Origin of the sequence: Ancylobacter vacuolatus (genome assembly GCF_030813595.1) — a bacterium.
GTDB classification, from domain to species: Bacteria; Pseudomonadota; Alphaproteobacteria; order Rhizobiales; family Xanthobacteraceae; genus Ancylobacter; species Ancylobacter vacuolatus.
This window is the reverse complement of sequence record NZ_JAUSUH010000011.1, coordinates 204489-222448: the sequence shown is the minus strand read 5'-3', so window position 1 is coordinate 222448 and position 17960 is coordinate 204489. Positions and strand designations below refer to the sequence as shown.

General features: G+C 67.3%; 18 protein-coding genes. 11 read left to right on the top strand and 7 right to left on the bottom strand.

Annotation, left to right across the window (positions count from 1 at the left end; genetic code table 11):
• Positions 1-9: 9 nt before the first annotated feature.
• Together J2S76_RS20245 and J2S76_RS20240 are read left to right on the top strand one after the other, a co-directional pair.
• Positions 10-171, top strand: coding sequence for a SapC family protein (locus J2S76_RS20245; RefSeq protein WP_307063471.1), 162 nt, complete (start codon positions 10-12; stop codon positions 169-171).
• 280 nt (positions 172-451) lie between these two features.
• Positions 452-1798, top strand: a complete 1347-nt coding sequence (locus J2S76_RS20240; protein WP_307063449.1) for an AmpG family muropeptide MFS transporter — start codon at positions 452-454, stop codon at positions 1796-1798.
• A 24-nt stretch (positions 1799-1822) separates the two neighbouring features.
• Here J2S76_RS20240 and recR read toward each other — a convergent pair whose 3' ends face one another.
• Positions 1823-2428, bottom strand: coding sequence for a recombination mediator RecR (recR, locus tag J2S76_RS20235; protein ID WP_307063448.1), 606 nt, complete (start codon positions 2426-2428; stop codon positions 1823-1825).
• A gap of 193 nt (positions 2429-2621) precedes the next feature.
• Between recR and J2S76_RS20230 the strand changes: the two genes are divergently transcribed.
• Complete coding sequence (locus J2S76_RS20230; protein ID WP_307063446.1) at positions 2622-4130, top strand: sodium:proton antiporter; 1509 nt, start codon at positions 2622-2624, stop codon at positions 4128-4130.
• Positions 4131-4152: 22 nt separating this feature from the next.
• Here the strand turns inward: J2S76_RS20230 and J2S76_RS20225 are convergent, their stop codons facing one another.
• Together J2S76_RS20225 and J2S76_RS20220 are read right to left on the bottom strand one after the other, a co-directional pair.
• The gene (locus J2S76_RS20225; protein WP_307063444.1) at positions 4153-5709 is read right to left on the bottom strand and encodes a phosphoenolpyruvate carboxykinase (ATP); all 1557 of its coding nucleotides are present in this window, start codon (positions 5707-5709) and stop codon (positions 4153-4155) included.
• Positions 5710-5828: 119 nt separating this feature from the next.
• Positions 5829-6578 (bottom strand): HugZ family pyridoxamine 5'-phosphate oxidase, encoded by a 750-nt coding sequence (locus J2S76_RS20220; RefSeq protein WP_307063442.1) that lies wholly within the window; start codon positions 6576-6578, stop codon positions 5829-5831.
• A gap of 188 nt (positions 6579-6766) precedes the next feature.
• Between J2S76_RS20220 and J2S76_RS20215 the strand changes: the two genes are divergently transcribed.
• The 6 genes from J2S76_RS20215 (at position 6767) to ahcY (ending at position 12515) form a co-directional block, all read left to right on the top strand.
• The gene (locus tag J2S76_RS20215) at positions 6767-7465 is read left to right on the top strand and encodes a response regulator transcription factor (protein ID WP_018388964.1); all 699 of its coding nucleotides are present in this window, start codon (positions 6767-6769) and stop codon (positions 7463-7465) included.
• A 7-nt stretch (positions 7466-7472) separates the two neighbouring features.
• Positions 7473-9443: a sensor histidine kinase gene (locus J2S76_RS20210; protein WP_370874801.1), complete on the top strand. Its 1971-nt coding sequence runs from the start codon at positions 7473-7475 to the stop codon at positions 9441-9443.
• Between the two features lie 12 nt (positions 9444-9455).
• Positions 9456-9935, top strand: a complete 480-nt coding sequence (locus J2S76_RS20205; protein ID WP_307063440.1) for an HPr kinase/phosphorylase — start codon at positions 9456-9458, stop codon at positions 9933-9935.
• Between the two features lie 180 nt (positions 9936-10115).
• Positions 10116-10517 carry a PTS sugar transporter subunit IIA gene (locus tag J2S76_RS20200; protein ID WP_307063438.1) on the top strand — a complete coding sequence of 134 codons (402 nt, stop codon included), beginning with the start codon at positions 10116-10118 and terminating at the stop codon, positions 10515-10517.
• Positions 10514-10801: an HPr family phosphocarrier protein gene (locus J2S76_RS20195; RefSeq protein WP_307063436.1), complete on the top strand. Its 288-nt coding sequence runs from the start codon at positions 10514-10516 to the stop codon at positions 10799-10801. The genes J2S76_RS20200 and J2S76_RS20195 overlap by 4 nt, the downstream gene beginning before the upstream one ends.
• A gap of 301 nt (positions 10802-11102) precedes the next feature.
• A complete protein-coding gene (gene ahcY, locus J2S76_RS20190; protein WP_307063434.1) occupies positions 11103-12515 on the top strand; it encodes an adenosylhomocysteinase in 1413 nt (470 codons plus the stop codon).
• 23 nt (positions 12516-12538) lie between these two features.
• Here the strand turns inward: ahcY and J2S76_RS20185 are convergent, their stop codons facing one another.
• Positions 12539-13822, bottom strand: a complete 1284-nt coding sequence (locus J2S76_RS20185; RefSeq protein WP_307063432.1) for a hypothetical protein — start codon at positions 13820-13822, stop codon at positions 12539-12541.
• 61 nt (positions 13823-13883) lie between these two features.
• Positions 13884-14372 carry a GNAT family N-acetyltransferase gene (locus J2S76_RS20180; protein WP_307063430.1) on the bottom strand — a complete coding sequence of 163 codons (489 nt, stop codon included), beginning with the start codon at positions 14370-14372 and terminating at the stop codon, positions 13884-13886.
• Between the two features lie 160 nt (positions 14373-14532).
• Here J2S76_RS20180 and J2S76_RS20175 point away from each other — a divergent pair, with 160 nt between their 5' ends.
• A complete protein-coding gene (locus J2S76_RS20175) occupies positions 14533-14844 on the top strand; it encodes a hypothetical protein (protein WP_307063428.1) in 312 nt (103 codons plus the stop codon).
• Positions 14845-14878: 34 nt separating this feature from the next.
• On the opposite strand, the gene J2S76_RS20170 is transcribed toward J2S76_RS20175, so the two are convergent.
• Positions 14879-15652, bottom strand: a complete 774-nt coding sequence (locus J2S76_RS20170) for a ferredoxin--NADP reductase (RefSeq protein ID WP_307063426.1) — start codon at positions 15650-15652, stop codon at positions 14879-14881.
• A 207-nt stretch (positions 15653-15859) separates the two neighbouring features.
• Between J2S76_RS20170 and J2S76_RS20165 the strand changes: the two genes are divergently transcribed.
• On the top strand, positions 15860-16285 hold the full coding sequence (locus J2S76_RS20165) for a VOC family protein (RefSeq protein ID WP_307063424.1): 426 nt from the start codon (positions 15860-15862) through the stop codon (positions 16283-16285).
• Positions 16286-16318: 33 nt separating this feature from the next.
• Here J2S76_RS20165 and J2S76_RS20160 read toward each other — a convergent pair whose 3' ends face one another.
• Complete coding sequence (locus tag J2S76_RS20160) at positions 16319-17800, bottom strand: sensor domain-containing diguanylate cyclase (protein WP_307063423.1); 1482 nt, start codon at positions 17798-17800, stop codon at positions 16319-16321.
• Between the last annotated feature and the right edge of the window lie 160 nt (positions 17801-17960).

Genomic DNA, 17960 nt, shown 5'->3' with positions numbered 1-17960 from the left:
GGCTTCCAGCTGGTCGACGAGGTCGCCTTCCGGGCGCTGCCCGGCCCGGTGCTGGCCGAGTTCCACGCCAAGGGCTGGCTCGACCTCATCGTCCTCCACCTCGCCTCGCAGCAGCGCTGGCCCGCCCTCGCCACCGAAGCCGCCAACAGCCGCACCCACAACGCTAACTGAAGGGCTGAGATCGCCGCGACGGGACGGGCGGGATGGAGAGGCGGTGGGGCGGCAAGACCGCAGGCCGCCCGCACCCGCCCCATCGCCGCAGGTGGACCCCGCGTGGTCCCCTCCGAGCGGGTGCTCGGCTGGCTGGACAGAAAGGCCCGGGCTCCCGCGGGAGGGGCGTGAGGGTGTTGGCGATTCAAACACGAGCGAAAGCGCTTTAGAGATAGGCGGGACGCCCCTGAATCGCGCCCCCGAATCGCCCCCCGGGAGCCCGCCGCCGAGACCGCTGACCATGACCGATACCGCCCGCTCCCCCTCCTCCCGCGACGAGGACGGCCTTCTCGCCAGCCTCGCGGTCTATCTGCGCCGGCGCGTGCTCATCGTCGTGCTGCTGGGCTTTTCCTCCGGCCTGCCGCTGGCCCTCTCGGGCGCCACGCTGACCATCTGGATGGCGGAGGCGCAGGTGAACCTCACCACGATCGGCCTCTTCGCGCTGGTCGGCGTGCCCTATAATTTCAAGTTCATCTGGGCGCCGCTGGTCGATGCGCTCGACGTGCCGCTGCTGGGGCGCTGGCTCGGGCGGCGGCGCGGCTGGCTGGTGTTCACCCAGCTTCTGCTTGTGCTCGCCGTCGCCTGGCTCGGCTTCCAGGACCCGGTGCTGTCGCCCTGGCACGTGGCGTTCGGCGCCCTGCTGGTGGCCACGGCTTCTGCGACGCAGGATATCGTGGTCGATGCCTTCCGCGTCGAAAGCTTGGAAGTGCGCGAGCAGGCTGCCGGCATGGCGGGCTATGTCGCAGCCTATCGGGTCGGCATGCTGGCTTCCGGCGCCGGCGTGGTGCTGCTGGTGGCGTGGTTCGAGCTGCTGGGCATGCCGCGCGCCGAGGTGTGGGCGTGGGGCTATCTCGCTGCCGCCGCCATGGTCGGCGTGGGCCTGTTTGCCGCTCTGATGGCCAAGGAGCCGCCGGTGCCGGCCGACGCGCCGCCGCGTGAGACCAAGGTGGCCAAGCGGGTGATGCAGACGGCGGTCGGCGCGTTTTCCGAGTTCCTCACCCGCAACAGCGCCGTCGCCATCCTGCTTTTCGTGGTGCTGTTCAAGTTCTGCGATGCCTTTGCTGGCACGCTGACCGGGGCCTTCGTCATCGGCATCGGCTTTGACAAGGCGACCTATGCCGGGGTGGTCAAGGGAGTGGGCTTCGCGGCGGCGCTGGCCGGCGGCTTCGCCGGAGGGGTGATCGCCCGCGCCCTGCCGCTCTCCACCGCGCTCTGGGTGGGGGGCATCCTGCAGATGCTCTCCAACCTCGCCTTTTCCTGGCAGGCCTGGATGGGCGTGAACGTGCCGGCGCTGATGACGACCATCGTGATCGAGAACTTCGCCGGCGCCATCGGCACCGTGATCTTCGTTGCCTATATCTCGGCACTGTGCGGCAACCGCGCCCACACCGCCACCCAATACGCGCTGCTGACCGCGCTGGCCGCCGTGGGGCGGACCTTCCTCGCCTCCTCGGCCGGCTTCATTGCGGTGGAGACAGGCTGGATCGTGTTCTTTGCCATCACCTCCGTCGCCGCCCTGCCGGGGCTGGCGCTGCTGGCCTATTTGCAGGCGCGCGGCCATTTCCGCGAATTGGCGGCAAGGCCTTAGTCATCCCCGTCGGTCCGGCGGCGCTCAGGTACTCGTGCGCGCCCGGATCGCCGCCGAGAGCGTGCCTTCGTCGAGATAATCCAGTTCGCCGCCTACCGGCACACCATGGGCGAGGCGCGTGACCTTGACGTTCGCTTCGCGCAGAAGCTCGGTGATGTAGTGGGCCGTGGTCTGCCCGTCCACCGTGGCGCCGAGCGCGAGCAGGACTTCCGTCACCGTGCCGCCCTGCACCCGCTCGACCAGCGCCGGCAGGTTGAGTTCGTCCGGGCCAATGCCGTCGAGCGGCGACAGTGTGCCGCCGAGCACGTGGTAGCGCGCGTTCAGCGCGCCGGCCCGCTCCAGCGCCCACAGATCCGCCACATCGGCGACGACGACCAGCAGGGTTGGATCGCGGGTGTCGTCGCAGCAGATCGAGCAGGGATCGCGCACGTCGATATTGCCGCAGACGCGGCAGGTGCAGATCTTGCCCAGCACGTCTTCTAAGGCGCTGGCGAGCGGGCTCATCAGCTGCTCGCGCTTCTTGATCAGGTGCAGCGTGGCCCGCCGGGCCGAACGGGGTCCGAGGCCGGGCACGCGGGCAAGCAGCTGGATCAGGCGTTCGATCTCGGGGCCGGCAACGGCACGGGGCATGGCATCCTCAAGGTCGGCCGGGTGGCCACCATGCTGCCTCGTCTAGCGCACCGGGGCGCGGGTCGCAAAGGGCGCACCTTTCGCTTCCGCGCATCGGTAATATCAGGCCGCCGAGCTGCGGTTTCGCTCGACACTCCGACGGCTGGTTGCTAACCGGATTCCAGCGCGGGGAGCGCCGATCCGGGGGAGACTGATGACGACCACGAAAGCCGCCGCGCGTGCCGTCCTGCGCCTTGCTCTGCCCCGCTTTTCTCTGCCGCGCGTTTTGGTCCGGGGCTGTGCCTTTCGCGGCCTTGGGCTGCTCGCCGCGCTGCTGGTCGGGGCGGCCCTGCCGGCCCAGGCCGCTGAGGGCGTGGGCATAGACGGGGCGCAGCTGCCGCTCGCCTGGGGCCTGCCCTTTGTCGGCATGCTGCTGTCGATCGCTGTCATTCCGCTGCTCGCCGGGCATTTCTGGCACCACCATTATGGCAAGGTGGCGCTGTTCTGGGCGCTGGCCTTCCTGGTGCCGTTCATCGCCACCTATGGCGGCGGGCTCGCCACCCATGAGGTGGCCCATGCGGCCCTGCTGGAATACATCCCCTTCATCATCCTGCTCTTCGCGCTGTTCACCATTTCGGGCGGCATCCTGCTCACCGGTAATCTGCATGGCAGCCCGGGGGTGAACACGGCGCTGCTCGCCATAGGTACGGTGCTGGCAAGCCTGATCGGCACCACTGGCGCCTCTATGGTGCTGATCCGCCCGCTGCTGCGCGCCAATGACGAGCGGCGCTTCAACGTGCACACGGTGGTGTTCTTTATCTTCCTGGTGTCGAATATCGGTGGCTCGCTCACCCCGCTGGGCGACCCGCCGCTGTTCCTCGGCTTCCTCAAGGGCGTCGATTTCTTCTGGACCACCAAGCATTTGTTCCACGACACGGCGCTGGTGGCAGCGCTGCTGCTGGGCGCCTTCTACCTGCTCGACCGCCACTTCTATGCGCGCGAGGAAAAGCTGCCGCGCAAGCCGGACCCGACCCCCGACACGGAGCGCCTCGGCCTGCGCGGCCTGTGCAACCTGCCGCTGCTGGGCGGCGTCATTGCCGCCATCCTGATGAGCGCGCTGTGGAAGCCGGGCATTGAGTTCAACATTCTCGGCACCCATCTGCCGCTGCCCTCAATCACCCGCGACCTCAGCCTGCTGGCGCTGGCCGGCATTTCGATCTGGATCACCCCCGCTTTCATCCGTGAGCGCAACGGCTTCGACTGGGAGCCGATCCGCGAGGTCGCCAAGCTGTTCGCGGCGATCTTCCTTACCATCATCCCCGTCATCGCCATCCTGCGGGCCGGGCCCGACGGAGCGCTCGCGCCGCTGGTGGCGCTGGTGACGGATGAGGCTGGCGGGCCGGTGAATGCCGGCTATTTCTGGATGACAGGTCTGCTCTCCGGCTTTCTCGACAACGCACCGACCTATCTCGTCTTCTTCAACCTCGCCGGAGGCGACGCGCAGGAGCTGATGACGCGCCATGCGGTGACGCTGGAGGCGGTTTCGGCCGGCGCGGTTTTCATGGGCGCGCTGACCTATATCGGCAACGCGCCCAATTTCATGGTGCTGGCCATCGCCAAGAGCCGCGGCGTCGCCATGCCAAGCTTCTTCGGCTACATGGCGTGGTCCGGCCTGTTCCTGCTGCCCTGCTTCGCGCTGCTGACCTGGCTGTACTTCCTGTAGGAGGGACGCGCGGGCGGCGACGCTATTCCGCGGCGACAGCCATCCCCGGCTGCGTGTCGCGCGCTTCCTCGCCCAACGCCGTCTCCAAGCGGGCGAGGCGGGCGGCGAACTCCCCCGCCAGCGCGCGGGCGGCCGCGTCATGGGCGCTCCGGTTGGCGAAAGCCCGCGCCGGATCGAGCAGGCGGGGGTCGATGCCTTCCAGCGCGGTCGGCACCTCGAAACCGAAATGCGGATCAGTGCGCCAGTCACCCGTAGCCAGCTCGCCCGCCTGCGCCGCATCCACGAGGCGGCGGCTGGCCTCCAGCGACACCCGCCTTCCCACGCCGGCGGCCCCGCCGATCCAGCCGGTATTGACCAGCCAGCAGCCAGGCGCGTGACCTGCCAGGAGATCGTGCAGGCGGGGGCCATAAAGCTCCGCCAGCGCCGGGGTGGCGTCCATGCAGGCAAGGCAATGGGCGAGCGCCTGCGCCGGGTTCAGCCGGGCAATGGCGGGGAGCGCGCCGCTGGCGTCCTGCACCAGCACGAACAGTTGCGCCGGCGGGCCCAGCTTGGGCTCGCGCGCGCCATCGGTGGAAGGCTGGGCAAGAATGACCCGGGACACGTCCGTGTTTGCCGCCTCGGCCAGGTCGGGCGTGCGGCTGGCGGGATCGAGGGCGATATTCTCCAGCACGGCGCCAAAGCCCGGTGCCTCGTGCGCCAGGCGGGCGAGGTCGGCGGGCCGGGCATAGGCGGCGTTCTCCAGCGCGACGAGCCCGTCCTCACCCCAGCCGAGCGCGCCATCCACGAGGCGCGCGGGTGCGCCATCCTCCCCCTGTCCCCTTGCAAGGGCGCCGGCGAGCGTGCTCTTGCCGGCGCCGGCGGTGCCGAGGAAAAGGGCCACCCTGCCGGCCGTGCCAATGGCGGCGACACCGTCGAGCGGCAGCACGCCCGCGTCAGTGAGCGGGCCGTCGATCAGGCGGGCGAGCGCCGCGCGGATCGCCTCGCTGCGCGCCGTGCCGGCGATGAGCGCCAGCCCGTTGGCGAGGTCCAGCGCAATGGCGCCATCCGCTGCTACGCCATGGGTCTCGGGGGTGGGGCGAAAGCCCGGCGCGCACAGGACCGTGAGGCGCGGCACGGTCTCGCCCATGTCCGTTGCCTCGCAGGGGCGCATGAGGTGGCGGCTGAGGAGCGCGTGCCAGGCCTGATCGGACAGGACTCGCAGCGGAAGGCGTTGGCCGGCCCCGGCCTCGACGCACAGATCCTGCCCGAAAAGGGTGCGGCGGCCGACATAAGCGAGCAGGTCGGTCTTCAGGGCCTCGAACTGCGCGCGGGTGAGGACGGAGGCATATCCCGAGACGGTCTCCGGCAGCGGCTCGCCGCTCGCCCTCGCCGTGTCGTCGACCCGCACGAGGCTGATTTCCTGGCCGCTCTGGACGGTGGTGACGACCAGCGCGCCGGCCTCGGAAAGTCGCACTTCGCCGCGCGCCACGGCGCGCTCGCACAGGGACGCCATCCCGAGGTTCCAAAACACCCGGCCGGTGCCGGCATGGTCGAGGCCCTCAAGGCGGGAATGGTCGCTCTGCGTGCCGGTTTGCTTCACGGTCGGCTCCTCCTACGCATGACAGGAGGTGGGACGATGGGAGGCCAAAGGGGCGTTTTGCGCGAGTTTCCGAGACGATTCTGTGGCCAAAGCGGGGATTGTCGTCGGTAGGTTAATTCTCACACCGCTGCCGCCCGGGCGGTATTTGCGCGCTCGACCAGTGCGGCGCGCATCTCCTGCGCATTGGTGACACGGTGGCTGAAATCGAGCCGGCGCACCTGCGCCCCGTCCATCAGGTCGCAGCCCTCGGGGTCGAGGCCAACCAGTTTCCAGTGGCCGGGGCCGGTGCCGATGAGGTGAAGAGCATAGAGCTGGATGGCGTCGGTATGCTCGGCATTCATGTGCGCCACCGCGCCCTCCTCGGCCGCCAGCACCCCGGCGGCATCGTCGATGCGGGTGGACAGGGCGGCGCCGTCCACATCCTTGATTCGCCCGAAGCCGGCGACCAGATGGGCGCTCTCCACCTCCACCCGATAGAAGGCGAAATCGCTGAAGCCGGCGAAACCGGCCGCATCCGGGTGCCGGGCGAGAAAGCGTCGGCGCGCCGTGGCCAGCATGTCGGGATCGCTGATGGCCTGGATGCGGCCCTTCAGCCCCGCGCGGGCACCCTGCAATTCGTCGCCCAGCCGGTGCTCGTCGACCAGCAGCGAAACGCGGGCGTCGCGCTGGAGGTTTGCGGTGTGGCGGGCAAGCTGGGAGAGCAGAAGCAGCGGCGCGCCATCGGGCAGGGTGGCGAGTTGCACCAGCGAGGCATAGGGGCCGCCATCGGCATCGAGGGTGGCGAGGGCTGCGGTCTGGCTCTCGCGGATGAGGCGCTTGACGGCCCGCGCCGGGTCGAACGTGTCTGACGCGGATGAGATCTGTGACATATGGAAACGCTCCGCCCTATATGCCCAAGAGGTGTGCGTCGCGGCTCCCGCCGTCAAGCGCTTCGCCACAATTGGCGGGCGGGCGCGAAACGCGCTAATTTCCGCTGAATCAGTTTGCGTGTCACATTGTGGCCACGCCGGCGGGGTTCACCCCTTCGTGTACCGCCGCCGAACAGGAAAGTGCGCAGATGCCGACCATCGCTCTCGTCGACGACGATCGCAACATTCTTACCTCCGTTTCCATCGCCCTGGAGTCGGAGGGCTATCGCATCCAGACGTACACCGACGGCGCCACCGCCCTGGACGGCTTCAAGACCAACCCGCCCGACCTTGCCATCTTCGACATCAAGATGCCGCGCATGGACGGCATGGAGTTGCTGCGCCGGCTGCGGCAGAAGAGCGACATGCCGGTCATCTTCCTCACCTCCAAGGATGACGAGATCGACGAGTTGTTTGGCCTCAAGATGGGCGCCGACGACTTCATCAAGAAGCCGTTCTCCCAGCGCCTGCTGGTGGAGCGTGTGAAGGCGGTGTTGCGCCGCTTCGCTCCCAAGGATGGCAGCCTTCCGCGCGAGACCGACAGCGCCAAGGTGCTGGAGCGCGGCCTGCTGCGCATGGACCCCGAGCGCCACACCTGCACGTGGAAGGGCGAGAACGTCACCCTTACCGTGACCGAGTTCCTCATCCTCCAGGCGCTGGCGACCCGGCCGGGCGTGGTGAAGAGCCGAAACGCGCTGATGGATGCCGCCTATGACGACCAGGTCTATGTCGACGACCGCACCATCGACAGCCACATCAAGCGGCTGCGCAAGAAGTTCAAGGTGACGGACGACAATTTCGAGATGATCGAGACGCTGTACGGCGTCGGCTACCGCTTCAAGGAGTAGGGGGTCCTTGCTCGATCCGGAACTGACCCGGAACGGCGCCGGCCATGCGGTCGTCGAGGACGGGGACCCGACTGACAGGCCGTTCCGCTCGCCTGAGCGGGCGGGGCTTCTCGGCGCCTTGCGCCGGGCGCGCAACTTCGTCGCCTTCAAGAGCTTTTCCAGCCTTACCCGCCGGATCGTGCTGCTCAACCTTGCCGGCATGTGCGTGCTGGTGTCGGGCATTCTCTACCTCTCCGAATTCCGCGCCGGGCTGATCGATGCGCGGGTGCAGAGCCTGATCGTGCAGGGCGAGATCATCGCCGGCGCGATCGCCGCCTCGGCGCAGGTCGAGACCAACGCCATCACCATCGACCCCGAGCGGCTGCTGGAGCTGAGGGCGGGCGAGAGCTACGGCCCCGGCGAGGACGGCTTCGCCCCGCTCGAATTCCCGATCAATCCCGAGCGCGTCGCCCCGGTGCTCAAGCGCCTCGTCGAGCCCACCGGCACCCGAGCCCGCATCTATGACCGCGACGGTGCGCTGCTACTCGATTCGCGCTCGCTCTATGCGCGTGGCGAAATCCTGCGCTTCGACATGGCCGCGCCGACCACGCCCAAGCCGAACTGGATGGAGCGCGGCTGGAACAGCATGAAGTTCTGGTTCGAGCGCGGCGACCTGCCGCTCTACAAGGAGCTGGGCCCCAACAATGGCAAGGGCTACCCGGCGGTGATGGAGGCGCTGCAGGGGCAGAAGGCCAGCGCCGTTCAGGTCAATGAGCGCGGGCAGGTCATCGTCTCGGTCGCCGTGCCGGTGCAGCGTTTCCGCGCCATTCTCGGCGTGCTGCTGCTCTCCACCCAGGGGGGTGAGATCGATGAGGCGGTGGCGGCCGAGCGGCTGGTGATCGTGCGGGTGTTCCTGGTCGCGATAGCGGTTATGGTGGTGCTGTCGCTGCTGCTCGCCAGCACCATTGCCGGCCCGGTGCGCAAACTGGCCGACGCTGCCGAAAGGGTGCGTCGGCGCACCCGTTCCCGGGTCGAGATTCCCGATTTCACCAGCCGCTCCGACGAGATCGGCCATCTCTCCGGCGCGCTGCGCGACATGACCGACGCGCTGTATTCGCGTATCGAGGCGATCGAGAGCTTTGCCGCCGACGTCTCGCACGAGTTGAAGAACCCGCTCACCTCCCTGCGTTCCGCCGTGGAGACCCTGCCGCTGGCGAAGTCCGACGTCTCGCGCGGCAGGCTGCTGGAGGTGATCCAGCACGATGTGAAGCGGCTCGATCGCCTGATTACCGACATTTCCGATGCGTCGCGGCTAGATGCCGAACTGCAGCGGCAGGAATCGGAGCCGGTGGATCTGGTCCGCCTGCTCAACACCGTCACCGGCGTGCACAATGACGTGCTGCGCGGCGACGGGGTGCGGGTGAGCCTCTCCTTCGAGCCGCCGCCGGGATCGGGGGCGGGCGCCACCTATGTCATCCCCGGCCATGATTCCCGGCTCGGCCAGGTGATCAACAATCTCATCGACAATGCCCGCTCCTTCTCGGCCAAGGGCGGGGAGGTCCGCGTCACCTGCCGGCGCCACCGCGACACGGTGGAGATCATCGTCGACGATGACGGGCCGGGCATTCCGCCGCACGCGGTGAGCCGCATCTTCGAGCGCTTCTACACCGACCGGCCTGAGGAGCAGGGCTTCGGCCAGAACTCCGGCCTCGGCCTGTCGATCTCGCGTCAGATCGTCGAAGCACATGGCGGGCGTATCTGGGCCGAGAATCGCCCGGCCGAAGCCCGCACGCCGGACATCCGCCCGGCGGTGCCGGCGGGGAAGAAGCCGAGGGCCTCGCGCGCCAAAGCCAAGAGCGCCGCTGCTGTCGCGTCCGCTGACGAGATGGCGGCTGCTGCCGTGACGGCCGCCGCCGTGGCGAGCCTGGATGGTGAGCCCTCAGCCCCGGTGGCGGCGCCCGGCGGCGCCCGTTTCATCGTACGGCTGCCGGCGAGCTGAGGCGGCGAGCTCATGGCGCAGGCGAAGGACAGCGCGGCAGCCCCGCTTCCCCCCTCGGTGCATGCCTCCTGCGTCCGCATCGGCGGCCGGGGGGTGCTGATCCGCGGCGCGTCGGGGGCGGGCAAGTCGCATCTGGCCTTCGCTCTCATCCTGGCCGGGCGCGGCGGGCTGGCGCCGCCGGCCGAGCTAGTGGCCGATGACCGGGTGCTTCTGTCGCGGCGGGGGGCGCGGCTGTTCGCTGCCGCGCCGCACAATCTCGCCGGACTGATCGAAGTGCGCGGGCTCGGCCTGCGGCGCCTGCCCTTTGTGGCTGAGGCCGCGATCGATCTGGTGGTCGATCTCGGCGCCGCTGACGCCGCCCGACTGCCGGAGGCCTCGGCCCGGCGTGTGGTGATCGAGAGGCTGGAAATCGAGCGCCTGCCTGTGTTCGCGGGCGGGGATGGAGTGCAGCAAGTGCTGGCGCTGCTCCTCACCGAGCCCGCGCCGGACTAGGTTCTCGCGGTGCGGCAGCGGGCCGCCTGCGACCTCGCGCGGATTTTCCCCAGCGGTACTTGCCATTCATGTGCAGCGCAACGATGATGTGCGCCCCGCAAAGGGGGCGGCGGGCGATCCCATATCAAGGCCTCCGGCAGTAGCATTGCAGTCGCGTCGACCGACGTGCGGCGGAGCAAGATGATAGGTCTCGTACTCGTAACGCACGGACGCCTTGCCAGCGAATTCCGCGCCGCCCTCGAACATGTCATGGGACCGCAATCCCATATCGAGACGATCACCATTGGCCCGGACGACGACATCGAACGGCGCCGGCAGGACATCGTCGATGCGGTCGCGGCGGTGAACACCGGCGGCGGCGTGGTGATCCTTACCGACATGTTCGGCGGCACGCCGTCCAATCTCGCCATCTCGGTGATGACCTCGCCGGATATCGAGGTGGTCGCCGGTATCAACCTGCCGATGTTGGTCAAGCTCGCCACCGTGCGCGGTGAGGTGCCGATGGGCGAGGCTGTGGCCCAGGCCCAGGAGGCCGGGCGCAAATACATCAACATCGCCAGCCGCGTCCTGGCCGGAAAATGAGCGCCACGACCGATGCCCTCCGACGCGAGCTGGCCATTATCAACAAGCGCGGACTGCATGCCCGGGCCTCGGCCAAATTCGTGCAGACGGTGGAACGCTTCGACGCCGATGTGCGCGTGACCCGCGCCGGCGAGACGGTCGGTGGCAGCTCCATCATGGGGCTGATGATGCTCGCCGCCGCGCCCGGCACCACCATTCTCGTCGAGGCCAGCGGCCCGCAGGCGCAGGCCGCGATCGACGCGCTGGAAGCTCTGGTGTCCGACCGCTTCGGCGAAGGCGAATAGGCATCGCCCTGGTCAGTAATTCACCCGCACTGTTGAGTTGATCGTCGGGCTCGCTTGGTGGCGCGCCGGTAACGCCGTCGCCGAACGTGCCGGCATGGGCGACGCCGCGTGTGGCTCCGGCAGGCTCGCGAAAGGCTCCGGGCGTACCGTCCGAGGCCTCCCGCGCGCACCCCCGCGCAAGCCGGCCGTCGCGCCGAAAGCGGCGCTCCAGACCGTCACATAAAGATATCTTTATATCGTTATTGTATTTTCAGATCGGGGCTGCTATCACCCAGCCAAACGATCAGCACAGGACACCCTCATGGCCGCCGTCACCGACTACATCGTCAAGGACATCAACCTCGCCCCGTTCGGCCGCAAGGAGCTCTCGATCGCCGAGACCGAAATGCCGGGCCTGATGGCCACCCGCGAGGAATACGGCCCGTCGCAGCCGCTCAAGGGCGCGCGCATCGCCGGCTCGCTGCACATGACCATCCAGACCGGCGTGCTGATCGAGACGCTGGTCGCGCTCGGCGCCGATGTGCGCTGGGTGTCGTGCAACATCTACTCGACGCAGGACCACGCCGCCGCCGCCATCGCCGCCGCCGGCGTGCCGGTGTTCGCCATCAAGGGCGAGACGCTGACCGAATATTGGGACTACACCGCCAAGCTGTTCGACTGGCATGGTGGCGGCTATCCCAACATGATCCTCGATGATGGCGGCGACGCCACCATGTATGTCCATCTCGGCCTGCGCGCCGAGAACGGCGACACCGCCTTCCTCGACGCTCCCGGCTCGGAAGAAGAGGAAGTGTTCTTCGCGCTGCTGAAGAAGCAGCTCAAGGAGAAGCCCAAGGGCTACTTCAAGGCGATCGCCGACAGCATTAAGGGCGTCTCGGAAGAAACCACCACGGGCGTGCACCGCCTGTACGACATGCAGAAGGCCGGCACGCTGCTGTGGCCCGCCATCAACGTCAATGACAGCGTCACCAAGTCGAAGTTCGACAACCTCTATGGCTGCCGTGAATCGCTGGTCGACGGCATCCGCCGCGGCACCGACGTCATGATGTCGGGCAAGGTCGCCATGGTCGCCGGCTTCGGCGATGTCGGCAAGGGCTCGGCCGCCTCGCTGCGCCAGGCCGGCTGCCGGGTGATGGTTTCCGAAGTCGACCCGATCTGCGCGCTGCAGGCGGCGATGGAAGGCTACCAGGTCGTGACCATGGAAGAGGCGGCGCCGATTGCCGATATCTTCGTCACCGCCACCGGCAACAAGGACATCATCACCATCGAGCATATGCGCGCGATGAAGGACCGGGCGATCGTCTGCAACATCGGCCACTTCGACAACGAGATTCAGATCGCGTCGCTGAAGAACCTGAAGTGGGACAACATCAAGCCGCAGGTCGATGAGATCACTTTCCCCGACGGCAAGCGCATGATCCTGCTGTCGGAAGGCCGTCTGGTGAACCTTGGCAACGCCATGGGCCACCCGTCCTTCGTGATGTCGGCCTCGTTCACTAACCAGACGCTGGCGCAGATCGAGCTTTACGCCAACAACAAGGACGGCAAGTACAAGAAGGAAGTGTACGTGCTGCCGAAGTCGCTGGACGAGAAGGTCGCCATGCTGCACCTCGCCAAAATCGGCGTGAACCTCACCAAGCTGCGCCCCGACCAGGCCGACTATATCGGCGTGACGGTGGAAGGCCCCTTCAAGTCGGACCACTACCGCTACTGAGCGGCGACTGCCGCGGGTTCCTTCTACCCGGCACCGGGGTCGGGAACGGCTCCGGTGCCGGCAGCGCTCGGAGTGGCAGCGCTCGGGCCGGGCAAGGGCGACAGGCGGCGATAGGGCGTGCCCAGTTTCGCCGCCACCAGCTCCCATATCTGCCGCAGCCGGTGGACGTGCAGATCGTCCAGCATGGTCTCGAACAGGTGGCGGCGGTCCTCGTCGTCGAGCGCGACCGGGGGCTTGGCCGCCGGGGTCGGCTCGGGCGCGTCGCTCGCCGTCCTCGGCGCCGGCTTCTTCGCCGCCGCCGCCTCGTCTCGGGCGCTTTGTTCGAGGACATCGGCGATCATCGCCCGCAGATTGGCGGTCGCCCCTTCGCGCACCGTGGCGCGCTCCAGATCGAAGATGGTGCGGATGTTGTGCCGGCGCAGCGCCAGGAAGGCGGTGGGGCCGACAATGGTGCACAACTGTGCCTGGGCGATCCAGTCGATGCATTCGTAGAGGCCGAAGGGCGTCTCGACATAGAGCATGATCGGATTGGCCGTGGCGAGGTTCTGCACGTCCATGATCATCATCTCGTCGAGCCGGAATCGCGTCCAGGCATCGATGCCGTCGATCACTTCCAGGGGCGTGCCGCGCGCGCGTTCGAGCAGCTCAGTGCGCTCACTCTTGAGCGGCAGCCATGTCGCGCGGCTGATCGCGTAGCGCAGGCCGAGATCGGGAAAGAAGCCGAACAGGAAGGCGGCGAGGAACCACAGTGTGCCGGATGGAATCCAGTCCGGCCCCACCGGCGCTGCTCGCCACAGCACGACGACGGTGACCACGGCCATCAGCATGTGCGTGGTGGCCCGCAGGAAGCTGAGCGGCCCGAGTTCGAAATTCGTCACCGCGCGCATGAGGTAGCCGAGCGAGAACAGGATGCCACCGGCGAAGACGAAGCCGAGCAGCGCCGTGACCTCCCCCGCCTTGGCGCCATCGGTGCCGAGCAGGGCGCTGGCGGCGATCCACCTGCCAAGCTTCGCCCCCTCCGGGCCGGCCTGGGCGAAGATGATCTCCAGCCCGAGCATCGCCACGAGGCAGAAGGGAATGGAGCCGATCAACAGGCGCGGCCAGGCACGGTCCTTCGGATCGGCGGCATATTTCGCCTCGACGAATTCGAAGGAGGGCGTGGCGTCATCGGCGAAGCCGAACCCCTCCTTGATCTCCTTGGCAATGCCGGCCCGCTTCTGCCGCACGCTGTTGCGGATGAAGATCAGAATGGCCGGAATGCCGAAGGCAATGATCAGCGGCAGCAGTAAGTCATAACCCCAGCCCATGGCGTGTCCTCTGCCTGATGATGGTCACAGGACACCATACAAGCAAGGGTTGTTCAACGAATTATTGCAGCTCCTTTTGCATGAAAACGAGGTCGAGACGCCTGCCGAACTTGGTGCCGATGCCGGGCATGTGGCCGGTCTCCCGGAAGCCGAGGCGGGCGTGCAAAGCGAGCGAGGCCTCGTTGCCGCCAGTGACGCCGCCGATCATCACCTGCTTGCCCAGCGCCCGCGCCGGGGCAAACAGCGCCTCCACTAGCGCCCGCCCCAGCCCGCGCCCGCGCGCGGCCTCGGCCACATAGACCGAGTGTTCGACGCTGATGCGGAACCCCTCAAAGGGCCTGAAATCGCCGAAGCTGGCATAGCCCAACACCTTGCCCGCCTCCGCGGCGACAATCACCGGATAGCCGCGCCCGCGACGGTCGCGCAGCCAGGCGAGGCGATTGGCGAGGTCGGCCGGGGTGTCGTTCCAGATTGCTGTTGTGTGCAGCACGGCATGGTTGTAAATGGCGAGAATGCCGGTGATGTCGTCTTCCACCGCGTCGCGTAGCATCAGGATCCCCGTTCCGGCTGGACAAGCCCAAGCCCTCCCATTGGAACGGGCTCCGGGCGCCGTGTCATTGAAATTGCACGCGCGGCGCTGGAATGCCGCGTGCCGGCTCCCCATATCGCCTTTTCGCGGGGCGACCGCGTCAGGAGGAAAGACCTAGAGGATGAGCTCGACCGACCCGTTCGATCGCATGCGTTTCACTGTCCGGAAAGTGAGCTGGTGGCAGGTGGCGCTCGTCGTTGCCGTCGCGCTGGCGCTCGGCACCGCGCTGGCGCTGGTAGCGGCCAGCGTCTTCCTTGTGGTCTTCCCCATCATCGTGATTGCCGGCCTGGCCTACCGCCTGTTCGGCGGGCGCCAGCGCACCGGCCGCAGCGGTGGCCCCGAGATCATCGAGGCCGAGTATCGCGTCCTGTCCCCGGAAGAGGCGGCGCGCGCCGACAAGGATCGCTGGGACTCCGACCGGCGGGTGCGCTGAGAGCCGCGGCCGCCTCTGCGGCGGCCGCGCGGCCTCACTTTTCGACGAATGCTTTTTCGATCACGAAGTCGCCCGGCTCCGTGGTCGAGCCTTCTTCGAAGCCCTTCTCCTTGAGAATGACGCGCATGTCGTCGAGCAGCTGCGGGCTGCCGCAGAGCATGACGCGGTCATCCTCCTTGTCGAGCGGGGGCAGGCCGAGATCGGCGAACAGCTTGCCCGAGGTGATGAGATCGGTGATGCGGCCCTGGTTGCGATAGGGCTCGCGCGTCACCGTGGGGTAATAGACCAGCTTCTCGCGCACCAGTTCGCCGAAGAACTCATTGTCCGGCAGCTCGTTCTCGATGAAGTCCTGATAGGCGAGCTCGCCCACCGTCCGCACGCCGTGCACGAGGATGACCTTCTCATAGGCCTCGTAGGTCTCCGGATCCTTGATGAGGCTCATGAAGGGCGCCAGCCCCGTGCCGGTAGACAGCAGGTAGAGCCGCCGGCCGGGAACGAGATAATCCACCAGCAGCGTGCCGGTGGGCTTGCGCCCGACGATCACCTCGTCGCCGACCTTGAGGTGCTGCAGGCGCGAGGTCAGCGGGCCGTTTGCCACCTTGATCGAGAAGAACTCCAGCGTCTCCTCGTAATTGGCGCTGGCGATGGAATAGGCGCGCAGCAGCGGCTTGCCGTCCACCTGAAGGCCGATCATGACGAACTGGCCGTTCTTGAACCGCAGCGCCGGGTCGCGCGTAGTGGTGAAGGTGAACAGGTTGTCGGTCCAGTGGTGCACCGACAGGACGCGCTCGGTGTGGAGATTGCTCATTTACAATCCATACAAGTGAAAACTTCCAAACAAACCGGAAGCGGATGTAATTCTCGGGGCCCCGTTTACTGCGCATTCGGGCCGGTGTCGACCCTTTGTCGCGGCTTTGCCGGCCAATCTCACCCCCGGCTTGCGCGTGGCGCCTCGGCTGGGGAAACATGCGTCGCCGGCGCGGCCGGGCCATGAGCAGGATCAAGGAGACCCCCGATGTTTAGCCACATCATCCTCGGCGCGCGCGATCTCGCCCGGCTGACCGTGTTCTATGACGCGGTGCTGGCGCCGCTCGGACTCGAAAGGGTCGATGAGCCCTCCGATGGTGGGCCGCCCGGCTCCATGTGGCTGATGCCGGGACGGCGCTGGCCGCAATTCTTCGTGCAGCTGCCCTTCAACGGCCTGCCGGCAACGTGGGGCAACGGCACGCAGGTGAGCTTCGCCGCGCCCTCGCCGGCGGCGGTGGATGCGGCCTGGCGGGCGCTGATCGAGCATGGTGGCTTCGACGAAGGCGCGCCGGGCCTGCGGCCGGACTATGCCCCCGACTATTATGGCGCCTATGGCCGCGACCCCGAGGGCAACAAGCTGTGCTTCGTTCACCTGGCCGAGCTGGAAGACCTGACCGTACGAGCCGGCGCCTGAGGTCGGCGCAGGTCGGCGATCACGGGGCCAGGTTCAAAGGCCGGAATCGGCCAGGCGCCGGTCCTCGACCATTTCCGCCTCCGCCCGGCGGACCACCGATTCCAGCCGGTCGCCCGGCGCGCTGGTGGCGAGGCCGAGTGACAGGCTCAGCGTGCTGGCGGAATAGAACTGGTTGTTGAGCGCCGCCAGCTCGCGGATGTTCTCCATCACGGCATGGCCCGCTTCCGCATCGGTTGCCGGCAGCAGCACGGCGAATTCGTTGCCGGCGATGCGGGCGGCGCAGTGCTGCGGGTCCACCGCCTTGGCGATGATCTCGCCGGCCCGGCGCAGCAGCATGTCGCCGGCAGCCTGGCCGAGTTGGTCGTTCACCTTCTTCAGGTCGTTGAGGTGGATCATGATCACTGTGACCGGGAACGGCCCGCGCCGTTCCAGCCGGTTCAGTTCGTCGACATAGAAGGTGCGGTTGCACAGCTTGGTCAGCACGTCGTGCTTGCCAAGATATTCCAGATAGGCTTCGGCCTTCTTGCGGGCGGTGATGTCGGTGAGCGCCACCTGCACCAGCGACCAGTCATCCTCATGGCCGGGCAGGACCGAGAACTGCAGATGCACATGCAGCAGTTCGCCGCCCAGCGTGTAGTTCACCACTTCGCGGGTGTGAAAGAGCCGGCCGTTCCACAGCTCGATGAGCTGCTCACGGAAATGGCGCTGCATGTCGTCTCGGAAAACCTCCGCCACATTGTCGGTGAGTTCGGCGACGCTGCCGGCGCCAAACATCTCCAGCGTGTGGTGATTGACCTCGATGACCCGGATCTCGCTGACGCAACGCTGCACAAATTCCGGGTGCACATCGGTGAACACCCGAAAATCCTCAATGCCGCGAAAGCGCAGATCGTCCATCAGCTGTTTAATGGTTGAGAAGTCCTCCACCCACAGCGACACTGGCGAGTGCTGGAACAGCCCCTTGGCGTAGCGCTCCGCATTGGCAGCCTGGCGGCGGGCGGTCTCGCGGGCTGTCACATCCTCTGCGGAGAGCAGGACGCGGCCCAGGCTCTCCTCGTAACCCGGCAGGACGATGCCCTTGAGCTGGATATCGAGGCGCTCGCCGGTCAGCGTGTAGTTGACGGCCTGGCTGGAAAAACTCGTATGTCCGTCCCAGAGCTGCGACAATTCTTCGATATGGGTGACGAGCATATCGTCGCGAAAGACCTTGTCGAGATTGGCGACGAGGTGGGACAGGCTGCTGGCCTCGAACAGGGTGAGCGTGCGCTGGTTGACCTGCAGCACCTTGATGCGCGCCGAGCACTCGGCCACGCGCTCGGGGTGGCCGCGCAAATGGTCGCGCAGCGAGGTCACGCCCTCGGCCCGCCAGCGGTCGAACAGCTCTCGGACGGCGCTGAAATCCTCCAGCCACAGCGAGATCGGCGCGAGGTCGAACATGTCCTCATGTTCCCCCCGCGAGGGGCGGGCGACGATTCGCGGCCCCAGCGGCGACACGCTCGACTTGTTCGGCTTCATCGCAGGATCCCGGCGAGGGTGACGAGGGGGGGCGGGAAGGCTTGGCATGGTTACCCTGACGCATTCCGGGCGTCGGCGGGGGTATGATAAGGCCGATCGTTTCGAATTACAGGAACTTGGGGGTGTTTCTTTTTGTTTGCAATCCGGAACGGCGAAACCC

What these genes read in the sequence shown, in the direction of transcription:
- J2S76_RS20240 (WP_307063449.1), top strand. Translation starts at nt 452, where the DNA reads ATGACCGATACCGCCCGCTCCCCCTCCTCCCGCGACGAGGACGGCCTT.
- recR (WP_307063448.1), bottom strand. Translation starts at nt 2,428, where the DNA reads ATGCCCCGTGCCGTTGCCGGCCCCGAGATCGAACGCCTGATCCAGCTG.
- J2S76_RS20230 (WP_307063446.1), top strand. Translation starts at nt 2,622, where the DNA reads ATGACGACCACGAAAGCCGCCGCGCGTGCCGTCCTGCGCCTTGCTCTG.
- J2S76_RS20220 (WP_307063442.1), bottom strand. Translation starts at nt 6,578, where the DNA reads ATGTCACAGATCTCATCCGCGTCAGACACGTTCGACCCGGCGCGGGCC.
- J2S76_RS20215 (WP_018388964.1), top strand. Translation starts at nt 6,767, where the DNA reads ATGCCGACCATCGCTCTCGTCGACGACGATCGCAACATTCTTACCTCC.
- J2S76_RS20205 (WP_307063440.1), top strand. Translation starts at nt 9,456, where the DNA reads ATGGCGCAGGCGAAGGACAGCGCGGCAGCCCCGCTTCCCCCCTCGGTG.
- J2S76_RS20200 (WP_307063438.1), top strand. Translation starts at nt 10,116, where the DNA reads ATGATAGGTCTCGTACTCGTAACGCACGGACGCCTTGCCAGCGAATTC.
- J2S76_RS20195 (WP_307063436.1), top strand. Translation starts at nt 10,514, where the DNA reads ATGAGCGCCACGACCGATGCCCTCCGACGCGAGCTGGCCATTATCAAC.
- ahcY (WP_307063434.1), top strand. Translation starts at nt 11,103, where the DNA reads ATGGCCGCCGTCACCGACTACATCGTCAAGGACATCAACCTCGCCCCG.
- J2S76_RS20185 (WP_307063432.1), bottom strand. Translation starts at nt 13,822, where the DNA reads ATGGGCTGGGGTTATGACTTACTGCTGCCGCTGATCATTGCCTTCGGC.
- J2S76_RS20180 (WP_307063430.1), bottom strand. Translation starts at nt 14,372, where the DNA reads ATGCTACGCGACGCGGTGGAAGACGACATCACCGGCATTCTCGCCATT.
- J2S76_RS20175 (WP_307063428.1), top strand. Translation starts at nt 14,533, where the DNA reads ATGAGCTCGACCGACCCGTTCGATCGCATGCGTTTCACTGTCCGGAAA.
- J2S76_RS20170 (WP_307063426.1), bottom strand. Translation starts at nt 15,652, where the DNA reads ATGAGCAATCTCCACACCGAGCGCGTCCTGTCGGTGCACCACTGGACC.
- J2S76_RS20165 (WP_307063424.1), top strand. Translation starts at nt 15,860, where the DNA reads ATGTTTAGCCACATCATCCTCGGCGCGCGCGATCTCGCCCGGCTGACC.
- J2S76_RS20160 (WP_307063423.1), bottom strand. Translation starts at nt 17,800, where the DNA reads ATGAAGCCGAACAAGTCGAGCGTGTCGCCGCTGGGGCCGCGAATCGTC.